Source organism: Apilactobacillus kunkeei (genome assembly GCF_001308195.1).
GTDB classification, from domain to species: domain Bacteria; phylum Bacillota; class Bacilli; order Lactobacillales; family Lactobacillaceae; genus Apilactobacillus; species Apilactobacillus kunkeei_C.
Genome location: NZ_JXDF01000031.1, coordinates 65,543 through 91,170 on the forward strand (window position 1 = coordinate 65,543; position 25,628 = coordinate 91,170).

23 protein-coding genes and 4 other annotated features are annotated in these 25,628 nt (G+C 37.8%); of the genes, 6 read left to right on the forward strand and 17 right to left on the reverse strand.

What is annotated here, in order from left to right; genetic code table 11:
- Positions 1-342 precede the first annotated feature (342 nt).
- The 4 genes from RZ78_RS07205 (at position 343) to metF (ending at position 5,891) form a co-directional block, all read left to right on the forward strand.
- The gene (locus RZ78_RS07205; RefSeq protein ID WP_054608600.1) at positions 343-1,614 is read left to right on the forward strand and encodes an O-acetylhomoserine aminocarboxypropyltransferase/cysteine synthase family protein; all 1,272 of its coding nucleotides are present in this window, start codon (positions 343-345) and stop codon (positions 1,612-1,614) included.
- 14 nt (positions 1,615-1,628) lie between these two features.
- Positions 1,629-2,411 carry a homoserine O-acetyltransferase/O-succinyltransferase family protein gene (locus RZ78_RS07210; RefSeq protein ID WP_054608601.1) on the forward strand — a complete coding sequence of 261 codons (783 nt, stop codon included), beginning with the start codon at positions 1,629-1,631 and terminating at the stop codon, positions 2,409-2,411.
- Positions 2,410-2,654: a binding site (T-box leader), on the forward strand. (Overlaps the previous gene by 2 nt.)
- A 68-nt stretch (positions 2,655-2,722) precedes the next feature.
- Positions 2,723-4,981 carry a 5-methyltetrahydropteroyltriglutamate--homocysteine S-methyltransferase gene (gene metE, locus RZ78_RS07215; RefSeq protein WP_054608602.1) on the forward strand — a complete coding sequence of 753 codons (2,259 nt, stop codon included), beginning with the start codon at positions 2,723-2,725 and terminating at the stop codon, positions 4,979-4,981.
- Position 4,982: 1 nt separating this feature from the next.
- Positions 4,983-5,891 carry a methylenetetrahydrofolate reductase [NAD(P)H] gene (metF, locus tag RZ78_RS07220; protein WP_054608603.1) on the forward strand — a complete coding sequence of 303 codons (909 nt, stop codon included), beginning with the start codon at positions 4,983-4,985 and terminating at the stop codon, positions 5,889-5,891.
- A 64-nt stretch (positions 5,892-5,955) separates the two neighbouring features.
- On the opposite strand, the gene RZ78_RS07225 is transcribed toward metF, so the two are convergent.
- From RZ78_RS07225 to RZ78_RS07265, 9 genes are all read right to left on the reverse strand, one after another.
- Positions 5,956-6,312: a YisL family protein gene (locus RZ78_RS07225; RefSeq protein ID WP_054608604.1), complete on the reverse strand. Its 357-nt coding sequence runs from the start codon at positions 6,310-6,312 to the stop codon at positions 5,956-5,958.
- 18 nt (positions 6,313-6,330) lie between these two features.
- Positions 6,331-6,513, reverse strand: a complete 183-nt coding sequence (locus tag RZ78_RS07230; protein ID WP_034530593.1) for a DUF6440 family protein — start codon at positions 6,511-6,513, stop codon at positions 6,331-6,333.
- A gap of 120 nt (positions 6,514-6,633) precedes the next feature.
- A complete protein-coding gene (locus RZ78_RS07235; RefSeq protein ID WP_054608605.1) occupies positions 6,634-7,368 on the reverse strand; it encodes an amino acid ABC transporter ATP-binding protein in 735 nt (244 codons plus the stop codon).
- Positions 7,352-8,842, reverse strand: a complete 1,491-nt coding sequence (locus tag RZ78_RS07240; RefSeq protein WP_237756994.1) for an ABC transporter substrate-binding protein/permease — start codon at positions 8,840-8,842, stop codon at positions 7,352-7,354. The genes RZ78_RS07235 and RZ78_RS07240 overlap by 17 nt, the downstream gene beginning before the upstream one ends.
- Complete coding sequence (argH, locus tag RZ78_RS07245; RefSeq protein ID WP_054608618.1) at positions 8,832-10,232, reverse strand: argininosuccinate lyase; 1,401 nt, start codon at positions 10,230-10,232, stop codon at positions 8,832-8,834. Before argH ends, RZ78_RS07240 begins: the two co-directional genes overlap by 11 nt.
- Entirely contained in the window at positions 10,222-11,523 is a 1,302-nt protein-coding gene (locus RZ78_RS07250) for an argininosuccinate synthase (protein ID WP_054608606.1), read from the reverse strand. The genes argH and RZ78_RS07250 overlap by 11 nt, the downstream gene beginning before the upstream one ends.
- 48 nt (positions 11,524-11,571) lie before the next feature.
- Positions 11,572-11,793 (reverse strand) — a binding site (T-box leader).
- A 32-nt stretch (positions 11,794-11,825) separates the two neighbouring features.
- Positions 11,826-12,054: a binding site (T-box leader), on the reverse strand.
- Between the two features lie 49 nt (positions 12,055-12,103).
- Positions 12,104-12,326, reverse strand: a binding site (T-box leader).
- 51 nt (positions 12,327-12,377) lie between these two features.
- Positions 12,378-13,703, reverse strand: coding sequence for a C1 family peptidase (locus RZ78_RS07255; RefSeq protein WP_054608607.1), 1,326 nt, complete (start codon positions 13,701-13,703; stop codon positions 12,378-12,380).
- Positions 13,704-13,717: 14 nt separating this feature from the next.
- Positions 13,718-15,034, reverse strand: a complete 1,317-nt coding sequence (locus RZ78_RS07260) for a C1 family peptidase (protein WP_054608608.1) — start codon at positions 15,032-15,034, stop codon at positions 13,718-13,720.
- Between the two features lie 23 nt (positions 15,035-15,057).
- The gene (locus RZ78_RS07265) at positions 15,058-16,395 is read right to left on the reverse strand and encodes an aspartate aminotransferase family protein (RefSeq protein ID WP_054608609.1); all 1,338 of its coding nucleotides are present in this window, start codon (positions 16,393-16,395) and stop codon (positions 15,058-15,060) included.
- Between the two features lie 228 nt (positions 16,396-16,623).
- On the opposite strand from RZ78_RS07265, the gene RZ78_RS07270 reads away from it, so the two are divergent.
- Positions 16,624-17,340, forward strand: coding sequence for a hypothetical protein (locus RZ78_RS07270; protein ID WP_054608610.1), 717 nt, complete (start codon positions 16,624-16,626; stop codon positions 17,338-17,340).
- Positions 17,341-17,364: 24 nt separating this feature from the next.
- On the opposite strand, the gene lepB (RZ78_RS07275) is transcribed toward RZ78_RS07270, so the two are convergent.
- Both lepB (RZ78_RS07275) and lepB (RZ78_RS07280) read right to left on the reverse strand, forming a co-directional pair.
- Complete coding sequence (gene lepB, locus RZ78_RS07275; RefSeq protein ID WP_054608611.1) at positions 17,365-18,000, reverse strand: signal peptidase I; 636 nt, start codon at positions 17,998-18,000, stop codon at positions 17,365-17,367.
- Positions 18,001-18,015: 15 nt separating this feature from the next.
- Positions 18,016-18,654 carry a signal peptidase I gene (gene lepB, locus RZ78_RS07280; protein ID WP_054608612.1) on the reverse strand — a complete coding sequence of 213 codons (639 nt, stop codon included), beginning with the start codon at positions 18,652-18,654 and terminating at the stop codon, positions 18,016-18,018.
- A 263-nt stretch (positions 18,655-18,917) separates the two neighbouring features.
- Here lepB (RZ78_RS07280) and RZ78_RS07285 point away from each other — a divergent pair, with 263 nt between their 5' ends.
- Positions 18,918-19,331, forward strand: coding sequence for a hypothetical protein (locus RZ78_RS07285; RefSeq protein WP_191978856.1), 414 nt, complete (start codon positions 18,918-18,920; stop codon positions 19,329-19,331).
- A gap of 44 nt (positions 19,332-19,375) precedes the next feature.
- Here RZ78_RS07285 and mnmG read toward each other — a convergent pair whose 3' ends face one another.
- The 6 genes from mnmG to rpmH all read right to left on the reverse strand — a co-directional run bounded on the left by mnmG (position 19,376) and on the right by rpmH (position 25,141).
- Positions 19,376-21,304, reverse strand: coding sequence for a tRNA uridine-5-carboxymethylaminomethyl(34) synthesis enzyme MnmG (mnmG, locus tag RZ78_RS07290; protein ID WP_054608614.1), 1,929 nt, complete (start codon positions 21,302-21,304; stop codon positions 19,376-19,378).
- Positions 21,305-21,345: 41 nt separating this feature from the next.
- Positions 21,346-22,737, reverse strand: coding sequence for a tRNA uridine-5-carboxymethylaminomethyl(34) synthesis GTPase MnmE (gene mnmE, locus RZ78_RS07295; protein ID WP_054608615.1), 1,392 nt, complete (start codon positions 22,735-22,737; stop codon positions 21,346-21,348).
- Positions 22,738-22,915: 178 nt separating this feature from the next.
- Positions 22,916-23,644 (reverse strand): RNA-binding cell elongation regulator Jag/EloR, encoded by a 729-nt coding sequence (gene jag, locus RZ78_RS07300; protein WP_053795988.1) that lies wholly within the window; start codon positions 23,642-23,644, stop codon positions 22,916-22,918.
- 106 nt (positions 23,645-23,750) lie between these two features.
- Positions 23,751-24,584: a membrane protein insertase YidC gene (gene yidC / locus RZ78_RS07305; protein WP_053795989.1), complete on the reverse strand. Its 834-nt coding sequence runs from the start codon at positions 24,582-24,584 to the stop codon at positions 23,751-23,753.
- Entirely contained in the window at positions 24,584-24,946 is a 363-nt protein-coding gene (rnpA, locus tag RZ78_RS07310) for a ribonuclease P protein component (RefSeq protein ID WP_034530615.1), read from the reverse strand. The genes yidC and rnpA overlap by 1 nt, the downstream gene beginning before the upstream one ends.
- 60 nt (positions 24,947-25,006) lie before the next feature.
- Positions 25,007-25,141 carry a 50S ribosomal protein L34 gene (gene rpmH, locus RZ78_RS07315; protein WP_034530627.1) on the reverse strand — a complete coding sequence of 45 codons (135 nt, stop codon included), beginning with the start codon at positions 25,139-25,141 and terminating at the stop codon, positions 25,007-25,009.
- Positions 25,142-25,628 lie beyond the last annotated feature (487 nt).

The following is a 25,628-nucleotide window of genomic DNA, read 5'->3' on the forward strand; positions in this document are numbered from 1 at the left end:
AACTGTTGACATTAGAAAAAACTAGGATTATCATTCAAAACAACTTAAACATTTAAGACGTTGAAGAGAAGAGTAACTCAAAACAATCAGTTCAAAGTGAGCATCGGATAGTGAAAAGGTGCAATTGATTGAGAGTTACAGATGAGCTCTGAGTCATGATCGATAGTGCAAGCTAGAAATCCGGTAGGAACCGATACCTTCCCAGACATGTTAGTGTCGTTGAGGCTTTATTAGCAATAATAAAGCGAAGTTGGGTGGTACCGCGGAAGCTTTCGTCCCATGTATTTAGTTATACATGGATCGAAAGCTTTTTTTATTACCAAAATTTAGGAGGAATGTTTTATGAGTACAGATAAATTTGAAACTTTACAGATTCACGCAGGTCAACATATTGACGAAACTGGCGCCAGTGCAGTACCAATCTATCAAACCAGTTCATATATCTTTAAAGATGCAGCTCAAGCTGCTGGTCGTTTTGCTTTAACTGATCCAGGTAACATTTACACTCGTTTAACCAATCCAACCACTGACGTTTTCGAAAAGCGTGTTGCTGCTCTGGAAAATGGTACTAGTGCTGTTGCTTTAGCATCAGGTGCAGCTGCAATTCACGCTGCCATCACTAACATTGCTGGTCAAGGCGATGAAATTGTTTCAGCCGGAACATTATACGGAGGAACATACAATTTATTCAATGCAACATTACCTAAGTTAGGTATTACCACTCACTTCGTAGATTCTGATAATCCAAAAAATTTTGAAAAAGAAATTAATGACCATACCAAGGCCTTATATCTAGAAACAATTGGTAATCCCGATATCAACCTAAGTGATATTGAAGCAATCGCAGACATCGCTCATAAACATGACCTATTATTAATCGTCGACAACACATTCGCATCCCCTTACCTATACCGTCCGTTGGATCACGGAGCAGACGTTGTCGTTGAATCAGCCACTAAGTTCATCGGTGGTCACGGTACTACAATGGGTGGAGTTATCGTTGAAAACGGAAAGTTCGACTATCAAGCAAGCGGTCGCTATCCTGGTTTCACAACACCAGATACCCACTATAACGGATTAGTATTTGCAAACTTAAAACCCGGTGCATTCACCACCAAGGTAAGAGCCGAAATTCTTCGTGATACCGGTGGTGCGATTAGTCCATTCAACTCATTCCTATTAATTCAAAGTTTAGAAACATTGTCATTGAGAGTATCCAGACACGTTGAAAACACTCGTAAGGTCATTGAATTCTTATCTAACAACGATAAAGTCGCTTGGATTAAATACCCTGAACTACCATCCAGCAAGTACTATGAACAAGCCAAAAAGAGTTTCCCTAAGGGAGTCGGATCAATCTTCACCATTGGTCTAACCGGTGGTGAAGAAGCTGGTAAGAAGTTAATCGAAAATTTAAATCTATTCTCACTACTAGCCAACGTCGGTGACGCCAAATCATTAATTATTCATCCCGCTTCAACAACTCACGCCCAACTAAATGAGGAAGAATTAAAAGAAGCTGGTATCACACCTGACTTGATCAGAATTTCAATTGGAATTGAAAATGCTGATGACATTATTGATGATTTAAAACAAGCTTTCGCAAAAATTTAAAGGAGGTAAAGCCTATGGGTTGTATAAACATCCTATCTGGCTATTCACAAAATAGTCATCAAAAAATTGATGATGCCCTAAGTATTTTGGTGCTAAACCTAATGCCCAATCGGCTCGAGACTGAACACCAAATTATTGATTTACTTAAACAAACCGACTTAAACATTAATTTAACTTTCTGTCGTATGGCCAGCCATCATATAAAACATTTCAATCCAGAAATAATCGAAAAATACGTTACAACTAAAGATGTTTTTGAAGATTACTTTGATGCTTTAATCGTGACCGGAGCCCCACTAGATAGAAAGAATTTCCATGAGGTTGATTACTGGAATGAATTCGTTGACTTTATCAAGTGGCGTAAGAAACATGTCGACACATGCTTATTCAGCTGTTGGGCCGCGTGGGCTGCCGGTACAATCGATGGCATTCTAATCGGCAAACAGTTGGACCAAAAGATTTACGGGGTCTATACAACCGATGGTATTACAATGCCTCAATCACGTTATTTCACGATTCCACGAAATGACGTCAAAGCTAAAGTTTTAGCAGGAAACGACTCCATTGGAGCAACATTGATTTTCGATTCAAACACTAATTCATATTACGTTACTGGTCATCTTGAATACGGGACGAAAACTTTAGCTGATGAGTATTTCCGCGATGTCAAAAAAGGTTTGGATACCAAAAAACCAAACAATTACTTTGATAGTCAGAATCACCCCGTCAATTCCTGGCATACAGATGCCACCACCTTTTATATCAATTGGTTAAACCAATTTACATCATCTAAATAAATAGATATTGAGCAGATAAGTAAGTTTTTTCAAACGATTACAGAGAGCTTTGATTATGCTGAGACGAAGCACGCAAGGAAACTGAAAATGGTCTAGGAATTATCTATCATCGTAAGTCTTTGACAAACGATGTTCGGGTACGCCCGTTATCGCGTAAAAGTATTTCTTACGAAGTACTTATTGAGTGTAATGCAGCGATGTATTACAAAATCAGGGTGGTAACACGAAGATTTCGTCCCGTAGTCTACATAGACTGCGGGATTTTTTTATTCACCCACTAAAAATTTTTATTTACCTGAGGAGGTAACATTATGAGTACAAGTATTATTGGATTCCCAAGAATTGGAGAAAACCGCGAATTAAAACGTGCGACAGAAAAATATTGGAAAAAAGAAATTGATCAAGAAGAACTATTAAAGATTTCCGATGAACTAAAAGAAAAGAATTGGAAAATTCAAGAAGACGCTAAATTAGGGCTAATCAGTGCCGGTGACTTCTCATTTTTTGACAACGTTTTAGACGCTGCGACCTTATTAAACATCACCCCTAAACGTTATGCTGATTTAGGACTAAATCAATTAGACGAATACTTTGCCCAAGCACGTGGTTACCAAGATGATAATCATTCAGTTAAAGCCCTACCAATGAAAAAATGGTACAACACCAACTACCACTATATCGTCCCAGAAATTGATGACGATACAGAAATCAAACTAGTAGAAACTAGATTTTTCGATGATATTAAAAAGGCTGTGGCAACACACAACAACGTCAAAGCTTCCTTGATTGGTCCATTTACCATTCTTAAGTTAAGCCGTTACATTGGGAAAAAATCAGCCAGCGACTTTATCGAACCAATCGTTGAAGCATACAAAGATATTTTTAATCGTTTAAACAAAATCGATATTAAATGGCTACAAATCGACGAACCATCGTTAGTATTTGATCTAAGTTCTGAAGACAAAAAATTATTCGATGATTTATACACCCGTATCTTAGCCATCCCCCACGATTTTAAAATTAATCTTCAAACATACTTTGGTGATGTTCGTGATATCTATGAAGATTTAAATAAATTACCATTTGATGGACTGGGTTTAGACTTCTTAGAAGGAAAACAAACTGTTGATTTAATCAAAAAATACGGTTTTGACGACAACAAAGTATTATTTGCTGGAGTCGTTAATGGTAAAAACATCTGGCGTAACGAATACAAGAAAACCATTGAACTACTAAAAAGCCTACCTGTTAAAAACATAGTAATATCAACTTCTTGTTCACTACTACATGTTCCATACACAGTCGATAACGAAACCGAATTAGACCAAGAACTAAAGCAACACCTAGCTTTTGCATACCAAAAACTAGACGAACTACATGACTTAAATGAAATCTTCTTTAATGGCAACACCGAACTATTGGATGAAAACGAAGCATTATTCAAAAACGTTAATCATCCCAAAGATCCAGAGGTTACTAAACGAATCAATAACCTATCCGATGATGATTACACTAGGTTACCAAATCGTTCTGAACGTGAAGTAATTCAAAAGGAAGAATTCAAATTGCCAGATTTACCAACTACTACTATTGGTTCGTTCCCTCAAACAAAAGATGTTAGAAAAAATCGTTCGCTATACAAGCATCATGAAATCGATAAAAAAAAATATGACCAATTTAACAAAGACAAAATTAAACGAATCATTAAATGGCAAGAAGATGCCGGTTTTGATGTTTTAGTCCATGGTGAATACGAACGAAATGACATGGTGGAATACTTTGGTGAAAACCTAGAAGGATTCGCATTCACTAAAAAAGCTTGGGTTCAATCATACGGTACTCGTGCTGTTAAACCACCAATTATTTGGGGTGACGTTAGCCGTAGAAACCCAATTACAGTGGCTGCTTCTACCTACGCTCAAAGTTTAACTGACAAACCAGTTAAGGGAATGCTTACAGGTCCCGTTACTATCTTCAACTGGTCATTCCCACGTGAAGACATTCCGGCAAAAGAATCAGTAACCCAAATTGCCTTAGCAATCCAAGACGAAGTATTAGACCTTGAAAAACACGGCATCAAGATTATTCAAATTGATGAAGCCGCACTACGTGAAAAGCTTCCACTCCGTAAGAGTGATTGGTACAAAGAATACCTAGACTGGGCAATACCAGCATTCAAACTAGTGCATAGCAAAGTTCAGCCAACTACTCAAATTCATACACATATGTGCTATAGCGAATTTAATGACATCATTAAGGCCATCGATAACATGGATGCTGACGTTATTTCATTCGAAGCATCACGTTCTGATCTATCAATCATCGATAAATTAAAAGCAAATAACTTCGAAACTGAAGTCGGCCCTGGAGTTTATGACATTCATTCTCCACGTGTCCCTAGTCAAGCTGAAATTTATAGCGTTATCAGCGACATCCTAGATAAACTTCACGAAAGTAAAGTTTGGATCAATCCGGATTGTGGTCTAAAGACCCGTGGTGAATCAGAATCATTCGCTAGTCTCAAGAACTTCATCGCCGCTGTTCAACAAAAACGCGGAGAGTTGGGATAATATGAGTCTGAAAGATACATTTAAGAACAAAACGGTGTTCTCACTTGAGGTTTATCCTCCTAAAACACCGGAAGGTACCAAAAAATTAGTGAATGCCTTGACCGGAATTAAGCGAATTAAACCAGACTTTATTTCAATCACCTTAGGTGCTGGCGGATCACAAAATAATAACGCTTTGGAATTATCTAGCATGATTCAAAACGATTTAAACATCCCTGCCATGGCTCACATTCCAGGTATCTATCGTTCCAAAAAAGAGGTCGCTGATTTCTTAAAAGAATTAAGGCAACATAATATTAACAACGTATTAGCCCTTCGTGGAGACATTAATCCGAATGAAACTCCAGTTGGCGATTTTAATCATGCTTCTGAATTAGCAGCATTTATTAAGTCACAAGGTGATTTTGATATCTCCGGTGCTTGTTATCCTCAAAAGCATCCTGAATCAATTGATTTAGTAGATGACACTCTTCATTTGAAAGAAAAAGTAAATAATGGTGTCGGTCATTTAATCACTCAAATGGTATTTGATAATCAAGCATTCTATGACTTTCGTCAACGTTTGGAATTAGCTGGAATCAAAGTTCCTGTTGAAGTCGGTATTATGCCCTGTACCAACTGCAATCAAATTAAACACATTACAGAATTGTCAGGACTAGAAATGCCAAGAAAGTTTGTCGACATCATGAATAAATATGCCAACAACAAAGAGGCAATGCGAGATGCAGGAATCGCCTATGCGGTTGATCAAATCGTTGATTTAGTTGCCAACGGAGTTGATGGCATTCACCTATACACCATGAATAACACCTACGTTGCTAAAAAGATTTGGGAGGCAACCCACTCATTATTTGAAGCTACAAACTATCAATTACAACACCCATTTCTATCTGGAAGTGAAAACCAATAAAAAAAGAGAGTGAACATAACTGTTCACTCTCTTTTTAGATACGCAGATTCTGCGATAATAATATTTAAATAAAATGAATGAAAGGACGACCGCCAGCGACGATTAATCCAATTACAATCACTAAAGCAAAAACCAAGATTAAGCTCATCACCAATCCAACAGTTAAAGACTTCTTAGTCTTTTGAGCATAAGCCATTTCAATCAAACCAATTAAAAAAATGGCTGATAGAACCTTCAAAATCGTGAACATGGCATCACGTTCAAAGGCTTTACTAAATAATACAATTCCCGTCACGATGAATACTAGATAAGATACTCTAGTGGCCATCATGTAAGGTTTAAAATTCTTCTTTTTACATAGTGCAGTAATCACCAAAGCAATTAGTAATACCGCAAAAATTAAATGAATCCATAAAAACATGGTTTCATACTCCCCCATTTATTTTTCTTTGTGTTCATAATCTTGATCAATTTCAGATTCATCAACAAACAAAGTTCCATCAGGGTTACGTAATGGTGTTAATGTACTTCCATATCCACCATATTCAACACCTGTTCTTTGGTCGATATAAATGGATACTCCTGTAAATGATTCTTCTACTAGTTTAAAACGTTTAGACAATTGATTTCCTCCTCGGATTAATTCAAAATGTGTCATGTTTAGCTTTATTGTACAAAATAAAATGATAATAATCAAAAAGACCAACATTTATGTTGGTCTTTTTACGTATTTATAAACAGATTAAATCATTTTACTTAAAAAACGTTGGGCGTTAGGGGTTTTTGGATTTTCGAAAAAGTCTTTAGGTGCTTGTTTTTCTTGAATCTTTCCTTCATCCATAAACCAAATTTCATCTGAAACATTCTTAGCGAATTCCATTTCATGGGTAACAATAATCATGGTCATGTCTTTCTTAGCCAAATCTTGCATAACACTAAGTACTTCACCAACTTTTTCAGGGTCTAGTGCTGAAGTTGGTTCGTCAAATAGAATTACCTCAGGATCCATGGCTAGCGCACGGACGATTGCGATACGTTGAGCTTGCCCACCTGATAGGCTGTCTGGGTATACGTTTGCCTTATCATCTAGACCAACTGTTTTAAGCAGTTCATGTGCTTTTTCTTCCGCATCTTCCTTGCTCATCCCCTTAACCTTAATGGGGGCCAGTGTGATGTTATCAATAACTGTCTTATTTTCAAACAAGTTAAAGCTTTGGAACACCATCCCGATGTGAGTTCTTAATTGAATTAATTCCTTTTCAGAACTACTTACTAAGTCTTTTCCATCCAATAAAATCTTTCCGGAAGTTGGTTCACCTAACATGTTAATGCAACGAAGGAAAGTACTCTTACCGGCACCAGAAGGACCTAAAAGTGAGATTACTTCACCCTTGTGTACTTCAGCGTTGATGTCAGAAAAGATGGTATTATTTTTAAATTTTTTGGTTAAATTTTCAATTTTAATCATTGGTTCCATGGCTAATCTTCCCTTCTAAGTGTTTCATAATTCTAGAAATTGTAAATGTGATTACAAAGTAAATAACCATAATGACAGCAATTGGCGCGACACCCAAGTAAGTATCAGCTTGAACGGCTCTCATTTGATACATTAGTTCTCCAACCCCAATTACAGATGCTAATGAACTATCCTTGATCAAAGTTACCAATTCATTACCAAGTGCAGGCCAAATGTTCTTGAACGCTTGAGGTAATACGATATATTGCATTGATTGTTTCTTGGATAAACCAAGTGATAATGCGGCTTCACTTTGACCGTCAGAGATAGAATTTATTCCACCTCTAATGATTTCGGCGACGTAGGCTCCAGAGTTAATTGAAATAGCGATAATTCCTGAAGTTAATGCTGGAACGTTAACAATAGTACCTAGGCCAAAATAGATAAACATAATTTGAACTAATTGAGGAGTTCCACGAATGAATTCGATGTAGCAAACAGCAATGGAATGTAATAGCCAGTTGTGACTTAATCTCATTAGTGCAAAAATGATTCCCAAAATGATACCAAAGAATACTGATACCACTGAAATAATCATTGTGTATTCAATTCCTGAGATAAAGAAGTTCTTGTATTGCCACATTGTCTCAAATTGTGATTGTGACTTGTTGTTAGTGATGTGTTTTGCAGCTGCTGGAACAAATTTCTTGGTGTATAGGTTATCTTTGTTAACCTTATCAATTGTCTTGTTAGCAGCGTTTTCTAGACTAGTAGCACCCTTGAAGAAGGCAATCTTGTTTGAGCTTTCTTGACCAGGCATCTTGGCGTCAATAATCTTTAGTCCTGGGTTGTGGGCTGCGTAAGCTTGCGCTACAGCAGTGTCTAGCGGAATGGCTGCGATTTTTCCTGACTTCAAAGCAAGAATTAAATCGTTGATGTTTTCCATTCCCTTTAGGTTAATGTTCTTGATACCCTTCTTCACAGCGTCATATTGTACTGATCCGATTTGAGCACCGATGGTCTTTCCTTGTAAGTCCTTGTATGACTTAATTTTCTTGTCATCGGAAGTGTTTAATACCAAACTCAATCCAGATGAGTAGTAAGTCTTACTGAAGTCGACACTCTTGGCTCTTTCAGGAGTTTCGTTCATCCCTGCAATAACCATATCAACCTTTTTGGTTTGAAGCGCAACTAGTAGTGAGTCAAATCCCATTGATTTAACCTTTAGTTTTACTCCTAAGTCTTTGGCAATGGCCTTACCTAATTCGATATCGGCACCGTAGACCTTTGAACCACCGTTATCTTTTCCAATAAATTCGTATGGAGGATAATCTGGGGCGGTTCCCATTACGATGTATCCTTTTTGCTTAATTTGTTGTAGTGAGTTATCGGAAGCTGATGCTTGAACACTTGGAACAGTAAATGCTGTCACGAATAGTGTTGCAATCATTAACAACATTGTAATTAACACGGAATGTTTCATTTTATTTTTCATGATTCATTTCTCCCTTTAATTTTTCTTTCGCTTTCTCAATCTGTTTATGAACTTCATCGAACCCAGTGGATCCATAACTCTTTCTTCTTTGAATTGCGACATGAGGTTTCAAATCTTCATATATGTCTTCTTCAAATAAGTCAGAATAGTTATGTAGTTGTTCTAATGATAAGTCCTGTAAGTAGCAATTTTCATTAATACATTTAGCCACCAATTCACCGGCGATACGATGAGCTTGCCTAAATGGTAATCCCTTGGCTGATAGATAATCAGCTAATTCTGTAGCGTTTGAGTAATCCTTTTCAACCGCTTGTAGCATTTTATCCTTATTAACATGCATCGTTGCAATCATTTCAGTCATTAATTGTAAGATTGGTTCAATGTTTTCAACTGTGTCAAACACCCCAGCCTTATCTTCTTGTAGGTCCTTGTTGTATGCCAGTGGTAGTGATTTCATCGTTGCTAGTAAGGCGTTTAGATGCCCATACACAACACCTGTCTTTCCCCTAATTAGTTCACACATATCAGGGTTCTTCTTTTGTGGCATGATTGAGCTTCCAGTACTGAAAGCATCTGATAATTCAACATACTTGAACTCGTAGCTAGACCATAAGCAAATTTCTTCGCATAGTCTTGATAAGTGCATCATTAGAATAGAAGCATTGCTTAGAAATTCAATGGCGAAGTCCCTATCTGATACGGCATCGATGGAATTATTGTAAGGTGAATCTAAGCCTAATTCGTTGGCGGTAAAGTGAGGATCGATTGGAAACGTGGTTCCAGCTAAGGCAGCTGCACCAATTGGTGACATGTTGGTGTGCTTTTGGTTGAATTCGAACCTGTCGTAGTCACGGTCTAACATTTCGTAGTAGGCCATTAGGTAATGGGCAAATGAAATTGGTTGAGCGTGTTGTAAATGGGTATATCCTGGCATGATGCTTTCTAAATTTTCATCGGCTAGGTTAACCAATTCACTTTGAAAACTCCTAATTAGTGCCATGATTTGTGGTAGACGTTTCTTTAGGTATAAATGAAAATCTAGTGCCACTTGATCGTTTCTTGAACGTGCTGTGTGAAGTTTTCCAGCGACCGCTCCGATTTTTTCGGTTAGCACTGTTTCGACATTCATATGAATGTCTTCGTTTTGGTAACTAAAATGAATTTTTCCTTCATTGAAATCTTCCTTAATCTCTTTTAAACCATTCACGATTTGGTCTTTTTCGGTTTCTGTGATGATACCAACGTGGCTTAACATGGTGGCGTGAGCAATTGATCCCTCAATATCTTCGTTTGCCATCTTGATATCAACATTGATTGAGGCACCGAGCCGCAAGAATAAATCGTTGGCGTCGCCGTTAAAACGACCGCCCCATAGTTTCTCACTCATCAGATTCACCTTCTAACTTGTTTTCAACTAGTACCTTTTCCTTTGTTTGTGTCTTCATAACGTCTTTCATGAAGTTCTTTTGTAAGTTCTTTTGTTTTACTTGTGATGCTACTTGAGTAGGTAGTCCCCATAGTTTGATGAAACCAACTGAAGCATTTTGATCAAATGAATCGGCAGCGGTGTAAGTTGCTAAGTCTTCATCATATAGTGATTCATCTGATTTAGAAGCTACTACGTAAACATTACCCTTAAATAACTTCACCTTAACTGTCCCACTAACAGTTTCTTGTGATGATTGGATAAATGACTTTAGTGACTTCATTAGTGGTGAGAACCATAATCCATTGTAAGTAAGATTAGCAACTTGTTGTTCAATCATTGGCTTGAAGTGGGCTAAATCTCTTTCCATAGTTAGGTTTTCCATTGCCTTGTGGGCTTTTAGTAATACGGTAGCACCAGGTGCTTCGTATACTTCTCTGGATTTGATTCCTACTAAACGGTTTTCAATGTGATCGATACGACCGACACCGTGTTCGCCGGCTGCGACATTAACCTTTTTGATAACGTCAACGAAGCTCATTTCAACGCCGTTAACTGCGACTGGCTTACCTTGTTTAAAGGTGATGTCCATGAATTCTGGTTGGTCAGGAGTTTCTTCAATTGGTTTAGTAATATCGAAGGCGTCTTCTGGAGCTTGGTTCCATGGATTTTCTAAAACACCACATTCATTGGCACGTCCCCAGATATTTGCGTCGATTGAGTATGGAGAATCTAAATCAATTGGAATATCGATGTTATGTTTCTTAGCAAATTCGATTTCTTCTTCTCTGTTCCAGTGCCATTGACGAACTGGAGTAACCACCGTCAATTTAGGATCTAGCGAATGAATAGCGACATCGAAACGAACTTGGTCATTTCCTTTACCGGTACATCCATGACAAATATATTCGGCACCTTCTTTATGAGCAATTTCAACTAGTTTTTGACTCATTAAAGGACGAGATAGGGCTGAGCTCAAAGGATATTCGCCCTCATACATAGCATTAGCATCCAATGCAGTTAATAGGAAATCTTCAGCGAATTCGTCTAATGCATCAACAACGTATGACTTGATGGCACCAACCTTTAATGCTTTTTCTTTAATTTGATTTAAATCTTTATGTTCACCGTAGTCCTCTCCAACATTAATGCAGCAAGCAATTACGTCAAAACCTTGTTCGATTAACCATGCAATTGAAACTGATGTATCCAATCCTCCGGAATATGCTAAAACGATTTTCTTTGATTGTTTCATGTGAAACATCCTCCTTTTTTGTATATAAACAATGAAATTTTTATTTCAACAGAGGACGATGTAACCGCGGTACCACCTCACTTCCTAACATCCTCGCGAATGCTAGCTCATAAAGTCAATGACTTCCGCGTTAACGCCGCCAACGTTTGCTTCTACTCATTTCGAAGCTCATTCACAAGTACGATTAATCAAATGTCATTATTAACTCTCATCAACGTTAATTTCTCTGTAAATGATTGGTTTGATTAAATTCTTGATCATCATGCAAATATTTATATAAAAAAATCCCCTAGGAATAAATCCTAGAGGACGACTAATCGTGGTTCCACCTCAGTTTCTGACATTCTCACGAACATCAGCTCATAAAGTTCATACAAACTTTAACGATAACGCGTTAACGGTGAATTCTACTCATTTCGAATTCAAACTCATAGGTACGATTTAATTAATGTCATCCTTAGCTCTCACCCGGCTTTGCTAAGTTCTCTGTAAATGACTGAATTAATTAAAATTCCTAATCACTGTTTTTAAAATTAATATTTATTTTTGGGTATAAAAAAATCCTCTTGGATAAAATATCCAAGAGGACGAATAAATCGCGGTGCCACCTCAATTCCTAGCATTCTCACGAATACTAGCTCGAGAAGTTATAATAACTTCAGCGTTAACGCCGCCAACGATTTTTTCTACTCATTTCGAAAAATGACTCTCAGGTACGATTTAACTATCGTGCTACCCACTCTCATAACCGCGGACTCCCTGTGAAACACTCAATAATTAAAATTCCTGTTCAACGTCTTCTTTGATTGTCACTTATACTAATACCATATTAGAAAAAATGCAACACTTTAATTTTATTCTAATGAATCCCAAGGGGCTAATTCGACCGGAGATTGGCTCAACAGTGCGATTTTATCATTAGATAAATATTTTTTATTTATTACGATTTCATATACATATTCGTTCATCCAACCATCATCCATGATGAAATATCCGTTAACACCATTCTTTGATCCCCATGAATTTTCCACTTTCCATTTAGTTGGTTTATCATCGACTAAATCGACACCGGTTAATGCAGTGGCGTGTGAAACGTTAGCTTCATGGTATTGTAGACGTTCTTTTTTGCTCATTGATAAATCAACGTCAAAAAGTTCGTCGTAATGGTATAGGTTTTCAGCTAGGAAACCTTTTTTTCGGTCAGATTGACGCGCAATGTCGTTAGCGAACCAAACAGCTTGACCGTCCTTTAATTGTGCAATTGCGACATTTTTTAGGTCTTCCATTGGTAGGTTCAAGAATTCAATCTTTCTACCATCAACCACGTTTTCTTGGGCTGATAATCGATACATCTTGTCGTATTCCTTGTCAGGAGAGTTACTTAAGACAACATAATCGTCTAAATCAGAATCTGATAGATACTTTTCATAAAATGATTTAGGCGTTAAATTACGATCAATGTGATAATTGTCATTATCATCCCTATATTCAAAGTCAAACGTCTTTGGTGGTACTCCAAGGGAGTATGCAGCAATCTTGTAAACTTCAGCTAGCATTTGTTCTCTAGCATCGTGGATGTCTTCTTCAGACACTCCGTCGTTTACCATGTTACGTAGCTTGTATGCATCATTTCTAAGTTTGTAATTCAAAATTGATTTCAAGTCACCAGTACTTTCAGAAACATTCGTTTCACTGAACGCAGATGTTGGCACAACCCCGTATTTTTGTACTAATGATACGGCCATCGCCCATTGACCACCATCTGCACCTGGTCCCACTTCTAGGAAGTATTGAACGGTTCGGTCATCTAGTGGTTTGTCCGCAGTGTTTACGATGCGGTCATAAAAGATGTTAGCACGTTCAATCTTATCCCAGAAGAATAGATAGTTTTGTGATAATTCGAAGTCTTTGACGTTGTACTTAGCGCCAAATTGGTGCTTTAAGGTGTTTAATAACGCAAACATCCAGCAACGACCGGATTGTTTTTGGTTGGACACCTTACCAGTCTTCACTTCAACAGAAAAGACAGGATTTAGTTTTTCAGTGGCTGTCTCATCGTATGAAACATTGCCAATTCCATTTTGTGTTACGGTTCTTTCCAAAATCGCATTGGTAGGATTTTTTTCGTAGGCCGCACGTAATTCTCTTAGATCTTGCTCGGTAATTTTTGTTTCAGTCATTATCTACGTCCTCCTTATACCGCTGCCCAAGGGTCTAAATCGACTGGGGTTTGTGCTAGTAATTGTCTTTGCGAATCGGTTAGGTACTTCTTATTGACGATTACTTCGAAGACGTTATTGTCCATCCAGTTATCGGCCATTACGAAGTAACCCTTTTCGCCGACTTTTTCACCCCATGAGTTTTCGACCTTCCACTTAGTTGGTTTGTCGTCGACAATGTCGACACCAGTAAGTGTCATCGCGTGGTTAGGAATGTTGTCATAGTAATCCAAACGTTGGGCCTTGTCCATGTTCATGTCGATATCAAACAATTCAGCACGGCGGTATAAATCATCGTCTAAAAGACCATTTTGGCGGTCTGATTGTTCGGTCACGGTGTTGGCAAACCAGACAGTTTCGCCATCCTTTAATTGCGCAATCGCCGCATCCTTTAACACGTCCATTGACATGTTTAAGAATTCAACTTGGCGACCACCAACGACGTTTTGACCGGCCTTGTTACGGAATAATTGTTCCATTTTACGGTTAGGATAGTTACCTAAAACAACGTAATCATCTAAATCAATTTCGAAGTATTTATCGAAGAATTGTTTAGGTGTTATGTCTGCATCTACATGGTAGTTTTGCTTATCATCACGGTATTCAAAGTCAAATGTTTCACGTGGAACACCACATGCAAAACCAGCAATTCTATAGACTTCTTTTAGCATTTCCTTACGTTTTTCAGCAATCTCGGCGTCACTGTTACCGGAATGAATCATATCACGTAATACCATTGCGTCACGACGTAACTTACGGTTCAATACTTCCTTTAAATCGGATGTATCTTCGGTTACGTTGCTTTCAGGAAAGGCCGAAGTTGGCATTACACCGTACTTTTGAACTAGTGCAACGGCCATCCCCCATTCACCACCATCTGCACCCGGTGCAGCTAAGTAGCAGCGAAGTTCGCGATCATCGAAAGGCTTATCAGCAGTATCGATAATGCGATCGTAAAAGATGTTGGCACGTTCTACCTTATCCCAGAAAAATAGGTAACTTTGTGATAGTTCAAAGTCTTTTACGTTGTAGCGTTTCGCAAAGTCGTGTTTTAAAACGTTTAACAATGAGAATAGCCAGCAACGTCCTGACCTTTTTTGGTTTGATACCTTACCAGTATCTATTTCTACAGAGTATGTGTGGTTTAGTTTGGCCACTACTCTGTTATCTTTGGCGGTATTGTTAATGCCGTTTTTCATAACGGAACGTTGTAATACCTTGTTTTTTGGATCACTGTCATATTTTTCGCGCATTGCGTCAAAGTCGGCCTGCGTTAACTTAGTATGAGCCATTAATTACACCCCTAATTAGCTTATTAATCAGTACTCCAACCGATAGTCTTATCGAATTGAATACGACCGTTTGCTTCATCATCCATCGCTTGATTGATAACGTCAAAGGCCTTTTCTAGTTGTTCTTCGGTAATTACCAAAGGTGGTTGGAATCTAAGCACGTTGCCCCTAACGGTAATCATGATTACCCCTAGTTCGAACATACGATAGATTAGTTTTGTCGCTACTTTAACGTCAGCTTTTCCGGTCTTTGGATCGACGATATCAATTCCACCGTCTAGTCCGTACATTCTAACGTCGCCGACAAAATCATACTTCTCTTTCATTCTATCAAAGAATACTTTTGATTTAACACCTAAACGCTCACTACGTTCTAGTAGATGTTCGTCTTCGATGACGTCGATTGTGGCCATGGCAGCCGCTGTGGTAACAGGGTTTCCAGCGGTAGTGTACACGTTTGCGGGTGCATCTAGAGATTCGATAATTTCTTTTTTACCGATTACCGCACTAAGTGGTAAACCAGAAGCTAGCGACTTTCCAACGGTCATAAGGTCAGGATAAATTCCGTCAAATTGTTGAATTGACCACCATTTACCGGTACGGCCCATCCCTTGATTGACCTCATCAATTGCAAATAGGATGCCGTGTTCGTGGGCAAATTCGTATACTTTCTTTAGGTACTTTTCTGGTGCTTTAACGATTCCGCCATCACCTTGAATTGGTTCAATCAAGATGACCGCAACTTCGTCAGCAGGTAAATATGTATCAAATGGTAGCTTAAATTCTTCAAACATGCGGTCTACGAATTCGTCTTCTGTTTCATATGGTTCGCGGTACCATGGACTTGGGAATGGCACTTTATAGAATCCACTCATTAATGGGCCCATCTTACGATTCATGTTCAAACTAACGCCAGAAGCACTCATTGAACCGTATGTAGAACCGTGATATGCTCCAGTAAAACTAACAACGTCTTGGCGACCGGTATAGCCACGGGCAAACTTGATTAGCGCGTCATTGGCGTCTGATCCAGAGTTCCCCCATGATAATTCAGCCGGACCATCGATTGGTGCTAGTTCGGTCAATCGTTTGGCCAGTTGAGCTGCCGGTAAGTTGGCGAAGTACGCCGGAGTATATTGGATTAGCTTTTGAGCCTGTTTGGTGATTGCATCAACCACATGCGGATGACTATGACCAGTATTCGTTGAGGATGCGCTCGCTAATAAATCAATGTATTCGTTTCCTTCGACGTCCTTTAAAATCGCACCTTCACCCGATTCAATTACCATATCAAAGTATTTGATACGTGAAGCTGATGCGAAACTTTCGTCTTCGTCATGCAAAATTTCTTGATTTTTCATATTGAACACCTCATTCCATATATTTATTAGAAAACGATTAATTTCTAATCGTTTTCTAATTTAATTGTCATTAATTATATCTGACTGATTAGAGTTGTCAACATGTGGATAACTGATTTGAACGTTACATTTAAATTAAATCAATCGATTTAGCTTGATATTTCTGTATTTACTGGTAAATTATAATATATATATGAGAATTTTTTTACATTCCCAGGAGGAAACGATATGAAAAAGAAAGTCGCCGCTGCATTTGCAGCTGTGGGTGCCGTATTTTTAATCGGTACTACCGTCCATGCATCCGCTAAACAAACATACACTAACCGAAGCGAATTCGTTAACGTCTACAAATATGGAAAATTACGTCACGGTCGTCACACAATGATGAGATACCGTTACTTCAAGAGAATTGGTCACATGCATGTGGGTAACCGCGTTCGTTTCAACGGATTAAACTTCCTATTCTTACCAAAATTAGGTGGTTATGTTCCTGAATACCAATTAAAGCTTGTCAAACCCGTTAAAAAGGTAAAAAAAGCCAAGCAAGTTCTTGTAAAACATAAGAAGACTACAAAGAAGAATAAAGCTAAAAAAGAAGTTAAGAACATGGTTATCACTGATACCAGCGCTTCAGGTTTAAGCCTAAGTAACCGTATGCTTGATGATTCAGCAGTTGCTCAACCAAAACAAAACGTTACTGCTACTAAACAACAAGCAAATCAGGATGTTGTAAAACCTAAAAAAGAAATGGTTAAACCCGAAGAATCAAGACGTCCAATCATCGATCACCACGATGATTTGAATCAATCACGTGATAACGATCAAAAGGTAACTCAAAACAATACCACAGATGGTTCAGGTACTGCTCTAAACAACAGCGCAGCTGCTACTACCACTTCATCAGTAAGTGACGGTACAACTAGTACCGCATCAAACAATAAATAAATAACCAACAAAAAAGCGTTGAATTTAATTCAACGCTTTTTTATTTTGTAAATCATTAATGTTGTAACGCTGTGTGGCATTTCCGGACCATGGGAATGAATACACAACTCCTAATACTTTTCTTTGTTCCACAAATCCCCAATAACGGCTGTCATTTGAGATTGATCGATTATCACCTAAAACGAAGTACATCCCTTTAGGAACAACCTTTTCATCTTGGTCATCTACCCATTTTTCTCTGGATAACTTGGTAATATCCCAGTTCTTTATGACATCATTTTGAAATTTGTAGCGTGTTCCCACGCCCACCTGTTGCTTACTAATATAGTTTTGCTTGTAGAGCTTGTTATTGATGTATAGCTTCCCGTTTTTATAAACGATTTTATCGCCAGGCATCCCAACTACACGCTTTACGTAGTATGTAGTGGCGAGTTTGGTAGGATCCTCGCCGAAAGCGTCAAACACAATCACGCTATTGCGTTTAATCTCTGCTTGTTTCATCACCAAGATTCGTTGTCCCGTATGTAAGTTGGGGTCCATCGAATGGCCATCAACCTTAACTACGGTCGCGAAACTCTTGATAGCAAACCAGGCCAGTACCAAGAATAACAGGTAGATAACCCATGATAATAAACTCTTTTGTTTTGCAGTTAATTTCATGGATTAAATTCCCCTCTACTTAGCTAGATCATTAACGTTATGACGGTGCTTAGCAGTACCTGACCATGGGAATAACTTTGCTACTCCCAATACCTTAGATTTCTTTACGAATCCCCAGTAACGACTATCGTTTGAGATGCTTCTGTTATCACCTAATACAAAGTATTCACCCTTTGGTACTACCTTTGAATTTTGGTTGTATACCCATTTAGTGCTGGATAAACTTGAGATACTCCAGTTCTTAATTTGATTGTTAGTATCGAAGTATCTAGTACCAACATTTAGTTCCTTTTTACTAATAAAACTTTGGTCAGCGACCTTATTATTAACGTATAGTTTCCCATCTTTATATGAAACAGTATCACCTGGCAAACCAATAACACGTTTTACATAATAGTCCTTAGCAGTGGCATTAGGATCTTCTCCATGAGCGTCAAAAATGATGACACTATTACGTTTAATATCAGCTTGCTTTAATACCAACATCTTTTCTCCGTTGTATAGGTTTGGATCCATCGAATGGCCATCAACGGTTGCCATCGTAAAGAAGTGGGCAATTGTAAAGTAAATACCTCCTAGTACAACTAAATAAATTAGCCAACTAAAGCATTCTCTTAAAAAATTATTTTTTGTCTTTTTGGTAGAATTTTCCATTTTTCGTTACTCCTAACTTTGATAACCCCATTGTATCATTATTTCATAAATTGTTTTAAATAATTTCCTTGTGATAAATTATACTTATAAGTATAATTTAATTGTTAATATTTTAATTAAATGATAAAAAGGAATGACTAAACATTAATAAAATCGGAAAATTAAATATACATAAGAACATCATCGCGGCATTTCTGGTATGGTTCCTATTGTCCGTACTTTGGGGAATGTTCAATATTGACAAAGAAGCAATGTCCTTACATGTGATTTTAAAAGCAAACTTTGTAACCGCAATCCCACAAATGCTAATTTTCATCGAAGTTGCAATACTATACATAATCATTTCCATGTTACGTACCAGAATCTTCTTAGCATTTCTATCCATTTACACCGTCTATATTGACGCTTTAAATCTGTCTGCTGTGTTTGTATACATAATTGATGGAAGCTACTTCTACGCCGCTTTTTGGGCGTTTATGTGGGTACTACTAACAACTTCCATTGTATGCTTTACTGTGGCAGCAAATCATTCGATTTTAAAGCATCGATCTGTAAAAGTTCAACGTCAAAATAAATCTGAATACTTAAAATATCAATTCACACTATTAAAAAACGTCTTGATTCCTGGAATCATCTCATCATTTTTATACACGATTTTAAATAGTTGTATTCGATAATAAAAAAGCCGTCTAAACAATGTTTAGACGGCTTTTAACTTTATCTATTTTTTGATTTTAGCAATTTTACCTTGTTGAATGTAAACACCTAAAATAGCAACATCTGAAGGGTTCACCCCTGAAATTCTAGAAGCTTGAGCCACAGTACGTGGTCTAATCTTTTCTAGTTTTTGACGAGCTTCGGTAGCTAAACTGTCGATTGCATCATAATCGATATCATCTGGAATTTTCTTAGCTTCCATCTTCTTCATACGAGCAACATTTTCTTCGGCCTTCTTGATGTATCCGGCGTACTTAGTTCTAATTTCAACTTGTTCGACTACACGACGACCCAATGGCTTGTCGGCAGGTTCGATGAACTTCAACAATGTGTTATAAGTTACATATGGACGACGTAAGAATACAGATGCCAAGATACCATCCTTAAGTGGCTTATCGCCATGAGCTTCAACGAATTCGTTTACTTCATCACTTGGTTTGATACGAGTGTGATCTAAGCGGTCTAATTCGTTAATAACGGCCTCTTTCTTTTCTAAGAACTTGTTATATCTTTCATCAGAAATTAGACCTAATTCATGACCCTTTTCAGTTAGACGGAAATCAGCATTGTCGTTTCTAAGAAGTAAACGATATTCAGCACGACTAGTTAGTAAACGGTATGGTTCGTTAGTTCCCTTAGTTACTAAGTCATCCACTAGCACACCAATGTATGCTTCGTTACGTTTTAGAACCATTGGTTCCTTACCTTGAGCGCGTAGTGCGGCATTGATTCCGGCATATAGACCTTGTCCAGCGGCTTCTTCGTATCCTGAAGTACCGTTAGTTTGACCGGCAGTGTATAGGTTCTTAACAATCTTAGTTTCAAATGTTGGTTTTAATTGATATGGTGCTACGACATCATATTCGATGGCGTAACCAGGTCTCATCATTTCAGCGTGTTCTAGTCCAGCAACACTGTGTAACATCTTTTGTTGTACTTCTTCTGGAAGAGAAGTTGAAAGACTATCACAGTAGTATTCGTTTGTTTCACGACCTTCAGGTTCCAAGAAAACTTGGTGTCTGTTCTTGTCAGCAAAACGAACAATCTTATCTTCGATTGATGGACAGTAACGAGGTCCAACTCCTTCAATCACACCGGTAAACATAGGTGCACGGTCTAGGTTGTCACGAATGATTTGATGAGTGTGTTCATTGGTGTAAGTTAACCAACATGATAGTTGATCCTTAACTGGAATGTACTTGTCATCAGGAGTTTCAAAACTGAAGTGGTTAACTTCTTCATCCCCTGGTTGTTCTTCCGTCTTAGAGAAATCAATGGTACGACCGTTAACACGTGGAGGTGTACCGGTCTTGAAACGCTTCAATTCAAAACCTAATTCCTCTAGATTTTCTGATAGCTTCAATGCTGGTTGAGAATTGTTTGGACCTGAAGAATATCTTAGTTCACCAATGATAATTCTTCCACGAGCTGCTGTTCCGGCACAAATAACCGTTGTTTTGGAGTAGTACTTAGCACCTGTGAAAGTCACGATCCCCTTGCAGACACCATCTTCAACGATTAATGAATCAACAATTCCTTGTTTTAAATCCAAATTAGGTTGATTTTCGATAGTTTCTTTCATTGCACGGTGGTAAGCATGTTTGTCAGCTTGCGCACGTAATGCACGAACGGCAGGACCTTTACCAGTGTTTAGCATTCTCATTTGCACGTAAGTCTTATCGATATTTCTACCCATTTCCCCACCTAGTGCATCGATTTCTCTTACAACGGTTCCTTTGGCTGGTCCACCAAGTGATGGATTACATGGCATGAATGCAACCATGTCCAAATTAATTGTTATTAACATTGTTTTGTTTCCCATTCTGGCTGAAGCAAGCGCAGCTTCACTACCAGCATGACCGGCACCAACGACGATAACGTCGTATTCACCGGCATCGTATTGGATATTTTCTTCGCTTACGATTTGGCTCATTTGTTTTCCTCCATTAAAAATGTTTCACATGAAACAATTGACTATTTTCCTAGACAGAATTGGCTGAATAGTTGATCTAATAGCTCACCGTTGTAGCTATCACCAGTAATTTCACCAAGTGATTCCCAACATGCGTGCATGTCCATTTGAACTAAATCAACCGGTAGACCTTCATCCAATCCGTTAATTACGCTATTTAATGATTCTTTTGCATTGTGTAACAAACTAACGTGTCTGGCGTTTGTAACCATAACGTCGTTTTGTGAGCTTTCAATTCCTTGGGTAAAGAATAGCTTAGCAATCATTTCCTCAAGTGGTTCAGTTCCATTGTCTTGAATGGCAGAAGTAGTGATCATGTTTTCTGCACCGACTAAGTTCTTAACCTCTTCAACATCGATTTGTTGAGGTAAGTCGGTCTTGTTCAAAATCACGATTCGTTTGGAATCGTTGGTTAATTCGATTAATTGACGATCTTCGTCAGAAAGTTTTTCAGAATAGTTCAATACCAATAGCACTAAATCTGAACTTGCAATGGCCTTTCTTGAACGTTCCACACCAATTTTTTCCACCTTATCTTCGGTTTCACGGATTCCGGCAGTATCAACTAATTTCAAAGGAACACCCTTAACGTTCACGTATTCTTCCAACACGTCACGTGTGGTTCCTGGAACATCTGTAACGATGGCCTTATCTTGGTGTAACAAGTGGTTTAAGATACTTGATTTACCAACATTTGGGCGACCAACGATAGAAGTAGCAAGTCCATCCCTTAGAACTTGTCCTTGCTTGGCAGTTTCTAGTAGTTTTTCAACCTTAGATTTTAAATCAACCGCATTTTCCCTCAATAACTTAGAAGTCATTACTTCGGCATCGTCATATTCAGGATAATCGATGTTAACTTCGACATTTGCTAAAACGTCCAAAATTTGTTGTCTAAGCATTCTAATTAGTCTTGAAAGGTTTCCTTCAAGTTGGCTTTCAGCAGCCTTCATAGAGCGGGTAGTTTTGGCGTCAATAACATCCATGACCGCTTCTGATTGTGAAAGGTCAATTCGTCCATTCAAGAATGCACGTTTAGTAAATTCACCCGGTTCAGCAAGACGGGCACCATAACTTAAAATCAATTGAAGAATAGTGTTAGTGGCCAAGATACCACCGTGACAGTTAACCTCAATCACGTCTTCACATGTGTAAGTCTTTGGTGCTCTCATTACTGATACCATTACTTCGTCAACGTCTTCGTTAGTGTCTGGATCAAAGACATGACCATAGTTAATGGTGTGTGAGGCAACCTTGTTTAAGTCCTTGCCTCGATAAATTTTACTAATCACCTTTAAAGCGTCATCCCCACTGATTCTAACGATGGAGATCCCCCCTTCACCAGGTGGTGTTGAAATCGCTGCGATTGTATCAAAATCTGTGGTCGTTGCCATGTTCCTCTTCCTTTCTTAATTATCAAAATCCGTTTTGTGGCCTAGCGCACAAAAAAAGTGCCCACTCCACGCCAAAAAAACTCAGCATGGATAAAGCACTTTGACTACTTCATCTATCTCTGATAAGAATGATACCTTATATAATAAAAACTTTATCCGGTTTTGTCAATTTATATGACTATCCTTGTGGTTCTACAACGACAGCACGGTAAGGTTCGCGACCTGATGAGAATGTGTTGACGTATAGACTGTCTTCTAGTTGGTTATGAATAACCTTTCTTTCGAAGGAAGGCATTGGATCTAGGTATACCGGTTGTCCTGTTGCGACAGCTTCTCTGGCTGTTTTTTCAGCTAATTTCTTTAAAATTTCAGTACGGCGGTGACGGTAATCGGCTGTATCTAGTTGAATTGATAAACGGCTGTATCCGATGTGGTTCAAGTAGATTTGTGCCAAGTTTTGTAAAGCATTGATGGTTAGTCCATGTTTACCAATTAGTAGACCTTCTTGTTCAGTCTTGAAATTAATACGAGCGAACTTACGGTTAATAATCTTAGGTTGTAATTCGGCTGAAACGCCCAATTCTTCAACAATTGGCTTCAAATAAGCCACTAAATCTTCCATGGCTTGTTCATTTGAATGATAACGTTTCTTAGTTTCTGTTGTTTCTTCTGATTGGTTGTTAATCTTAATGTTTTTTGTTGGTGTTGCTGCGATTTCTTGAGTGTTTGATGCATTTTCATTGTTTTTAACGTCGATTTCGACGATTGCATCACGTTTTCCGATTCCAAAAAAGCCTTTACGGTTTGTTTGAACAATGTTGATTTCAGCATTGCTCTTATCAACGTTTAGTGACTTTAGTCCTTTCTCGATCGCTTCACTGACTGTTTTAGCAGTAAATGTTGACATGTTGGGACTCCTTTTAAAAATAAACTATGTTATTAATAATATCACAAAATAGCGGTTCAATGATACACAAAAAAAGCGTCTGATTATAAAATCAGACGCTTTTTTATTATTTACGACGAGATTTTTTAGCTTTGCGAATTGCTTTTTCAACATTACGCTTGTGTTGCTTTTCAGCACGAAGCTTTTCTTCTCGTTCTCTTTGAATCTTCCAAGGATTTTGAATAAACAATGTTTGTACAGCTTGGAAGGCATTTGTTACTACCCAATAAATTGAGATCGCAGCAGGAATATTTAATGCCATGAAGAAAATGATAACGGGCATTCCGAACATCATTCCTTTTGTCATCCCATTTTGCTCAGGTTGTGACTTCATTGCTAGCCATGAACTAATGAAAGTAAATACGGCGGCTAGAACCGGCATAATAAAGTATGGGTCTTTGTGTCCTAATTGTAACCATAGGAAATGACCTGACTTCAAAACATCTGTACGCCAGATAGCTTGGTATAAGGCCCACAAGATTGGCAATTGAACTAGTAGTGGTAAACAACCAGCAACAGGATTAACTCCTGCTTCAGCATAAAGCTTTTGTTGTTCTTCACGAAGTAACTTAACTGTTTCAGTATCCTTTGATGAATACTTCTTTTGAAGTTCCTTTAACTTAGGTTGTATTTCTTGCGTCTTCTTCATACTCTTGGTTTGATAAATCATCAAAGGCAAGATAATGATACGAACGATGATGGTAAAAGCAACGATACCCATTCCGTAATTTGAACCAAAGAATTTAGCTAACCAAATGATGGCTCTTGAGAAATTAAGTACGATAACTCCATCCCATAGACCGGTACTGCGTGAAGTAATTGGTTTATTACTACATGCAGTCAAGAAAAATACCAATCCTAAAATTGAAGTAAGTGAAAGATACTTTTTAAATTTTTTCATTAGTCTTCTCCCTCAACATAATCAGAATCAAGCAAGTTTGCTAATTTTAAAACATGCACCATATTCTTCTTAACTTCTTCCATTGATAGTTGGTCGGCTCTTGGACGAGCAATAACCAAGAAATCAACGTCTTGTCTTAGATATGGCTTTAATTCAGTCAAACTTTGTCTAACTCGTCTTTTAACCCAGTTTCTGTGAACAGCATTCCCAATCTTCTTACCAACTGAGATACCAACTCTAAAATGGGGTTGATCAGGCTTTTCCATTTGATAAATGACAAAAGTCCGATTAGCAACTGAATTATGTTTTTCAAAAACATTTTGGAATTCTGCTTCTTTTTTGACGCGATATGACTTACGCATAATCCATCTCCATTAAATTTTGTTCAATATAATGAAAAAGACCACTGAATGGTCAGTGGTCTATACAGTCAATGACTTTCTACCTTTTTTACGACGGCGAGCTAAAACTTTACGACCGTTGCTAGTGCTCATACGACTACGGAAACCGTGAGTACGTGCGTGCTTACGTTTCTTTGGTTGGTAAGTTCTCTTCATTACTAACCCTCCCTTATATATTTTGTGTGTTTCTTTTCTATGTCAAATACATTTCCTAAACATAATACCATAAAAAAATTAATGATGAAACATAAAAATCAAATTCTTTCCCTAAAGGGATCCATTTTTTATCCACATTTCAATTTGTTTCATACACATTTTTAGATTTTTCCTGTTGATTAAAATTTTGCAATTAACAGTCTTTTCCACAAGTTTTCCACAAGTAAACAACCTGTTATTAGAATTATTCACAAGTTGTGCATAACTTTTTGTTTTTATTGATATATCAGTTATACTTACCTGTGGATTATTAACATTTTTCTGTGGAAAACTAAAAAATGAGATGATTTTAATCAAGTTATCAACAGGTTGTGGAAAATAAAATTAACAGGGTGTGAAACAATTATACACAAGTAAATGTGCTTGTGGAAAACTTTTTTTTTTAATGGTAAAATTACTAAAGATTTTTAACGGGAGGAAATGATTC

Bases quoted from the DNA above. Each gene is read 5' to 3' on its own strand.
- RZ78_RS07260 (WP_054608608.1), bottom strand. From the start codon at position 15,034: ATGGCTCATACTAAGTTAACGCAGGCCGACTTTGACGCAATGCGCGAA.
- rpmH (WP_034530627.1), bottom strand. From the start codon at position 25,141: ATGAAGAGAACTTACCAACCAAAGAAACGTAAGCACGCACGTACTCAC.
- RZ78_RS07270 (WP_054608610.1), top strand. From the start codon at position 16,624: ATGAAAAAGAAAGTCGCCGCTGCATTTGCAGCTGTGGGTGCCGTATTT.
- RZ78_RS07235 (WP_054608605.1), bottom strand. From the start codon at position 7,368: ATGGAACCAATGATTAAAATTGAAAATTTAACCAAAAAATTTAAAAAT.
- metF (WP_054608603.1), top strand. From the start codon at position 4,983: ATGAGTCTGAAAGATACATTTAAGAACAAAACGGTGTTCTCACTTGAG.
- lepB (WP_054608611.1), bottom strand. From the start codon at position 18,000: ATGAAATTAACTGCAAAACAAAAGAGTTTATTATCATGGGTTATCTAC.
- mnmG (WP_054608614.1), bottom strand. From the start codon at position 21,304: ATGAGCCAAATCGTAAGCGAAGAAAATATCCAATACGATGCCGGTGAA.
- jag (WP_053795988.1), bottom strand. From the start codon at position 23,644: ATGTCAACATTTACTGCTAAAACAGTCAGTGAAGCGATCGAGAAAGGA.
- RZ78_RS07240 (WP_237756994.1), bottom strand. From the start codon at position 8,842: ATGAAAAATAAAATGAAACATTCCGTGTTAATTACAATGTTGTTAATG.
- metE (WP_054608602.1), top strand. From the start codon at position 2,723: ATGAGTACAAGTATTATTGGATTCCCAAGAATTGGAGAAAACCGCGAA.
- RZ78_RS07250 (WP_054608606.1), bottom strand. From the start codon at position 11,523: ATGAAACAATCAAAGAAAATCGTTTTAGCATATTCCGGAGGATTGGAT.
- RZ78_RS07210 (WP_054608601.1), top strand. From the start codon at position 1,629: ATGGGTTGTATAAACATCCTATCTGGCTATTCACAAAATAGTCATCAA.
- RZ78_RS07255 (WP_054608607.1), bottom strand. From the start codon at position 13,703: ATGACTGAAACAAAAATTACCGAGCAAGATCTAAGAGAATTACGTGCG.
- mnmE (WP_054608615.1), bottom strand. From the start codon at position 22,737: ATGGCAACGACCACAGATTTTGATACAATCGCAGCGATTTCAACACCA.
- RZ78_RS07225 (WP_054608604.1), bottom strand. From the start codon at position 6,312: ATGTTTTTATGGATTCATTTAATTTTTGCGGTATTACTAATTGCTTTG.
- RZ78_RS07205 (WP_054608600.1), top strand. From the start codon at position 343: ATGAGTACAGATAAATTTGAAACTTTACAGATTCACGCAGGTCAACAT.
- lepB (WP_054608612.1), bottom strand. From the start codon at position 18,654: ATGGAAAATTCTACCAAAAAGACAAAAAATAATTTTTTAAGAGAATGC.
- RZ78_RS07265 (WP_054608609.1), bottom strand. From the start codon at position 16,395: ATGAAAAATCAAGAAATTTTGCATGACGAAGACGAAAGTTTCGCATCA.
- rnpA (WP_034530615.1), bottom strand. From the start codon at position 24,946: ATGCGTAAGTCATATCGCGTCAAAAAAGAAGCAGAATTCCAAAATGTT.
- yidC (WP_053795989.1), bottom strand. From the start codon at position 24,584: ATGAAAAAATTTAAAAAGTATCTTTCACTTACTTCAATTTTAGGATTG.